The sequence below is a fragment of the Segatella copri genome, from assembly GCF_002224675.1.
Classification (GTDB): Bacteria; Bacteroidota; Bacteroidia; order Bacteroidales; family Bacteroidaceae; genus Prevotella; species Prevotella copri_U.
This window is the reverse complement of record NZ_NMPZ01000021.1, coordinates 62,915-68,973: the sequence shown is the minus strand read 5'-3', so window position 1 is coordinate 68,973 and position 6,059 is coordinate 62,915. Positions and strand designations below refer to the sequence as shown.

Genomic DNA, 6,059 nt, shown 5'->3' with positions numbered 1-6,059 from the left:
CGTGAGCTTGTTATATTCCAGCTCCACATACTTAAGCATCTCGTCCACATCCAGCCACTCTATTCGCTTGAAGTCGAACAAGTCTGGAGAAACCATCTTGATGGAGTCGCCATAGATATCAATCAGTTTCAGGGCATAATCACGATAAACCGTCCCGATATCACTACGCAAGGAGGTAAAATCTTCGATGTTTCCACGAACGCTATCCTCAGCATAGTGATAAGCCTCCACCATCTTGGTATATTTATCAAACATGGTAGCCGCCTTACTTCTTACATCTTTCACGTCATTCGTACCCATGACAATGTCAGCCATCTTCGACGTTCCCTTAGCAAGAACCAGGTTAAGGTTCAATTCCACTTGCTCTTTCAACTGCTCCAAAGCAGATGAAGACAACGCCAGTTCCGTCTCAGCAATCTTCAAAGCCTCCTCCTTGTTGCCTTGTTCCAGGCTGTCATTCAACTTGTATTCAGCCACAAGGGTTGTACGTGAATTATTGGAAACAAAAGCAATGGCGATATTGCCATTATCATGGAAATATCTGTAAGCATCAAATACCAGCTTACTCACCTCCGAGGAATCGGAAGCTATACCATACTTCTTCAGTTCAAAAGCCAAATCTGCACGAAGATACGTCTTGTTCTCCTTGCAGAGCTCATCAGCAATCGTCTTGATTGCCTGATATACTTTTTGATTATCAGCCATACTATTCATCGTATTTATATTTATTTATTCTTTATCACTACCTACAAATACCGATGCCTTCATAAAAGAGAAGGTTGCATCAACGAGCCAACCGATGCACGAACCGACTGTAGCTACCCACCAGGCAACATGATAACCTGTAGTACAATTGATAGCCTTAAAAAGGACATCGCCGTCAAAGAGATGCCTCACCAGATTAGGCAGGAAGAACAATCCATGCGCCAAACCAGCTTGCCATCCATACAATTCCGTACCATTGATGTTGACAAACAATACTGCTGCCACTATTGCAACGATTGGTCGCCAGGGTAGGAACATGAAAACCATTACAAGAAGCCCTATAATTTTATTCATTTTTCGTTATACTTTATTTATGCTATGATTTCATCTATACAGACAATTATTTTTTAGATACATTTTGTTGTTCTTAATCTCAGTTGGAGTAAGTTTCTCTTTACGATAATCCTTCAAGGAATCCTTCTGCACCTGAAATCTACTCGTTTCCACAAAGATCAGGCTCTTGTGAATCCTCGTCTTGGCACGTTTCTCCATCCATTCTCTGCCTTTAGCGAGAGAAGACATATACCAATATCTCGTCTCAGCCCAAGCATTCCTTGTAGGTTGCGCAGTACCATGAATGAAGTCACGATAAACGGGAAGCGAGAGACCAGTTAGCCAACAAACCAGGACCGAATCCCCCTTAGCCATTAGCGTCATATCCGACAACATCTGTTGCATGGTCATTTTCTCCGACTTCCGCCAAAGCATCCTCCTATCCATATATTCATTCTTCTCTGCCTCCTTCTTCTTTTGCCAATAGCCATGAGGGTTCAAGAAGAACCAATAGCCAAATAATACTACCAGCACGGCACTCAATACCGCTGCCAATCTACATACTCTTTTCTTGATGTTCTTTTCCATTGTTACATTACCTTATATAGTTATACATTTGATTTCGGCTGCAAAATAACTATATAGATATGTCAAATGATGACAGAACATCAAGAAAAAAGTATATGAGGCTTACTTTTTCTTGGTAAACAAGCTTATCAACCAGCCAGTAAAGCCTCCAACTTCAGGAGCAGGATCTTCACAAATCCCACCTCTTCGTCTCAACTCCTCTAAGATTTTATTTTCATTCTTTGCCATAATTATTATACTTGAACATAATTACTCATCTACTTCTATAGCTTCAATGAAGTCTGCATATTCCGTATCCAACTCACTGATCTTCTTAATCGTAATATCATTCTTCTTAGAAGCTTCTATCAACTCCGTCTTAGATCGATCTGTCTCTTCCAATTTATTGTTATAATTGTCAAAGACCTGTGATAAATATTTTTCAAAATGTTCTACCACCTTATTTATCTCTGCCTGATAAGTAGAGACAAACTGATTCTTTGAGCTTTTTATCTGCTCCAAGCGCTTGTTTTCTTTAGAATCTTCTCTAAACTGCATCCAAATCTCAATACCAGCAGAAACTACCGGTATTCCAAACTTTGCGACTTTAGCGATATTACTAGCCCATCTTACTGCCTGCCAAGGTCCAAAGGACTTTCCAAAGAAATGTCCAACATCCAACACCATTTTATGGAGCGCTGATCCTGAAGCTTGGCCAATACCACCAGTAAATTTCGTTACATTAGGAGCCATATTTCCAATCTGTACTCCACCCTGCTTTAAAAGATCTAAAGCCTTTTTCTGCATAGATAGATTCTTATGCTCCTCAATACTGATATTAGGTGAAGCCAATTTTCTATCAATTTCTTCAGAGTATTTAACAAGCGAATCCTTACTACAGAAATCATTGACTTCATTCATCAATCGCTCATAATTATCGTTGATTGTTTTTTCTATCTCTGCAGAAGTATTAGATATATTGTTCTGCAATTCAGAATTCAATGCCTCTTGTTTAGATTTCCATTCAGTTTCGTCAATAGCACCTATATCATTAGATAATGAAATGACTTCACTCAATGCCGTAGATACAAACGAAGACAAAACGTTTCTTGTATCTCGTTTTAGTTCGGACAGACGATAACGTAATTTCTGCTCAAACTGATTATATTTGTCTGACAAAGTCTTGTCTACGGCAGTAACAGCAATATTTTTAAGATAACTTTGATAAACTCTAACAGGAGTATCAAATTGCTTTTTTATCATTCCCTTGCGAGCGACAAAGACGTTGAGCATATCTATAAAATGTTCAAAATTACTTAATTGAACAAACTCATTGTCGTTTTCATCAATACCATCCATATAGTCTGCCGCATCAATGAAGGCAAGAGGAAAGTTTTTCAGTTCATAGCCTCTTTCTGAGAATATTTTTTCCAACGAGATAGTATAGTTGTCTACAAGTTGGTCAAACTCTCCCGACTCCATTCCCATCTTATTGACAACAATAAACATCTTGTCTGCAAAATGTTGATTATATGCCAAGTCGATGAAATTATTGAATAATACATCATCAAAAAGTTGGGAGGTCAAGACATAAAATATCAAATCGCATTCTTTTAAAGCAGCTTTAGTACTCTCATCATGCGATTCTACTTTACCTGCAAGAATACCCGGAGTGTCCATAAGAACAATGTTGTTCCATTTATATTCCGATACATGATCTGTAGCGACATTTGCATCTATCTTGATATCCTTTCTACCTGTTAATGCAGAAATAATAGTAGATTTGCCGGAACTATATTGTCCTACAAACGCTAAGCGTAATTCTTTACGGTCTTGCAAGCCTGCAAGCTCTGAGTCCATTTTACAAGTCAACTCCGTATTGTTGGTTTCTTTCAACAACGCTCGAGTTTTAGCTTCCAATCTACTAAGTCTTTCTTGGTAGACTGCATAATTAAATTGTTGTGCCATATTATTTTGTTTTTATTGTCATCTGAGTTGCCTTTTCTATCTTTTGAATATTCTTACCTGTAAGCCCCGTGTCATATAGGAACTTGATAGATTGCTTTTTCCAATCTCTTTCAACAGGATATCCATCACATAAAACTTGGTTACTCATTTCATTTATACTTATTTCTTTAACAGGATTCTTGCCTACAAAATCAAGAATTCGAAGACTTACCAATGAATTGATTGCATTCTCGTTTTCTTGTACTTGCTTGACAAGTTTTTCCATATCCATTATTATATCATCGGCATTTTTAGTATAAGCATTAAATACCGAATCAATAGTTTTATATGTATCATTTATTGACTTTCTTGTATTCTCAAGAACTTGTTTCAAATTCTTATCAATACCAGAATCAATACTATCATATAGTTGCTTACGCAAGTTTTCTGTAGCCTTTCTGATTTTTTCTGATTTTGAAGTAAAAAGACTCGTAAATATAGAACCTAAAATACCAACAATTACAGTACCCACAGCAACACTCCATCCAAAAGGATTCCAAAAATTAGGAATTATAAACGGAGCTGCAGCAGTCATGATTGAACCAAAGACCCCTGCTGCTAATCGTGTATTGGTTACAGACTCACCTGATACATCAGAACCAATATTATTTGTAGCAAGAGATATGCGCATGTCCATAATCATCTCCTCTAATTCTGATTTTATCTTTTCATTCAAATCATTATATCTCTCCTGTATTTGTTGTTCAAGTCTTTTATTTATAGACTTTACTACTGCATCATTACTCCATGCTTTTCCTGCCTCTTCGTCATCATAATGCTCGCTTGCAAAAGTAGAAGCACAATTTTGGAATTCTTTTTTTGTATTTTTAAAGATATCCATTAAGTATTGTTCGACTTGAGCTAACTCTTTCTTGAAAAACATATGATTTTTCGCTTGTTTCTTCTTCAACACTTCATTACCTTCCTTTAGACTTTTCAAGTCAGCGTAAATCTTATGCCATATTGTATTTATCTGATAAGAAGTACCATCAATAACGCTCAAGCTTTTCTTCAAACTACCAGACAACTGCACTTCTTTTTTTACAGAATTTGTAAACTCAGATATATTAGAAGCATCAAATAGTATCTTAGAAGTCTTAGAATCTTGCTCTCCAGAAAGGGCTATTTGCGCAGCTAACAGATGAATAGGAATAATACGAACGGCATCCATGTTGTACTTACCATCAAGTTTATCATGAATGCGCTCTATATGTCCCTTAATAGATTGAGGACCATCACCAAGTCTCCAATCATCCGGATTTGCAATAAACCTTTTTAAACGAATAGCTTGATTAAGATTGCTTTTGACATTTAAGATTATGTATAACGGCTTATTTCTTTCCTTTATAGTTGAAAAGAAATCGAACTCTGTTTCTTGAATAGAGTCACTCGTCACAACATAGCAAACCACGTCAGCTTCATCTATAATAGACTTGGCTATCTCGGTATCAGCTTCACCACCAGGCGCACCAATGCCAGGAGTGTCAACAATACGAAGTTTGTTCCAATACCAACTTCTATTATATCGTGTAGTACGTAATTTGCCTACTCCTATATCATCATTTTCCTGCTGAGTGATGACTTTATGAAGAGTACTCTTTCCTGCCTTTGTCCTACCCATAAAAGCAATAGTAAAGTATCGAATATTCCTTCTTTTCTTATCCAATACCTCTCTATTACTAGTCAAACTGTTATCTATTATTTCATTAAAACTGCCTCTAATTCCTTGAATAATTTGTTCTATCTTCAAAACTTCCTTAGAAACTTTCTTCGAAGATGGTTTGATACTTGCTAAATGATTATACTCTTCATTCAACATGCAATTCAAGTCATCTATTATTCTAGTAACACGAGCAAGATCTTTCTCTGCATCTTCAGTGATTTGCGCTATGGATGCGGAATAACCAAGACCACCCAACATCATATCTACAACACTTTTCTTATCAGAATTGGCAAAATTCTGATAGATAGTATTCTCCATTTTTCCTACAAAACGCTTCAAAGAAGATAGTTGAGAAGACGCGATTCTTCCATTAGACTCAGATTGTGTCTCTTCAACGATTTTCCCTATATCGAGTTTTAAAAGTTTACCAACCTTATTTAGCAATTCTAATTCTGAAGTTGCCATATAATCATCACCATAAGCTATTCGAGCAAGAAGGGTGGCTATTTCCGTTTTCTGAGCTACAGAATAATTAGCCATAACCAACTTGTCAAGTATATCTTTTAGCTTCATGCGCTCTTCATCATCAGAGAAGATTTGCATCCTCTGATGATAAAGTTCATCTTCCTTTGATAATGGTAAATAATTATCAAGGACATCAACCTCCATCTGATTGATTTCCTTATCAACTATTACCATATAGCATCCTAACAAATATGCTATCTTTTTATATTCTACTTTATCCATCGCTTCGGTTATTGATATCTGTAAGACTATAATAGAT

6 protein-coding genes are annotated in these 6,059 nt (G+C 36.6%); all 6 read right to left on the bottom strand.

What is annotated here, in order from left to right; all coding sequences use genetic code 11:
- On the bottom strand, positions 1 to 705 hold a 705-nt coding region (locus CFT61_RS12355; protein WP_142990633.1), incomplete at its 3' end, for a hypothetical protein.
- 24 nt (positions 706 to 729) lie between these two features.
- Positions 730 to 1,059: a hypothetical protein gene (locus CFT61_RS12350; protein WP_089544726.1), complete on the bottom strand. Its 330-nt coding sequence runs from the start codon at positions 1,057 to 1,059 to the stop codon at positions 730 to 732.
- 30 nt (positions 1,060 to 1,089) lie between these two features.
- Positions 1,090 to 1,626: a hypothetical protein gene (locus CFT61_RS12345; RefSeq protein WP_089544725.1), complete on the bottom strand. Its 537-nt coding sequence runs from the start codon at positions 1,624 to 1,626 to the stop codon at positions 1,090 to 1,092.
- Positions 1,627 to 1,728: 102 nt separating this feature from the next.
- A complete protein-coding gene (locus CFT61_RS17315; protein ID WP_254918968.1) occupies positions 1,729 to 1,854 on the bottom strand; it encodes a hypothetical protein in 126 nt (41 codons plus the stop codon).
- Between the two features lie 21 nt (positions 1,855 to 1,875).
- Complete coding sequence (locus CFT61_RS12340) at positions 1,876 to 3,573, bottom strand: GTPase (protein WP_089544724.1); 1,698 nt, start codon at positions 3,571 to 3,573, stop codon at positions 1,876 to 1,878.
- A 1-nt stretch (position 3,574) separates the two neighbouring features.
- Positions 3,575 to 6,022, bottom strand: a complete 2,448-nt coding sequence (locus CFT61_RS12335; RefSeq protein ID WP_089544723.1) for a GTPase — start codon at positions 6,020 to 6,022, stop codon at positions 3,575 to 3,577.
- Positions 6,023 to 6,059 lie beyond the last annotated feature (37 nt).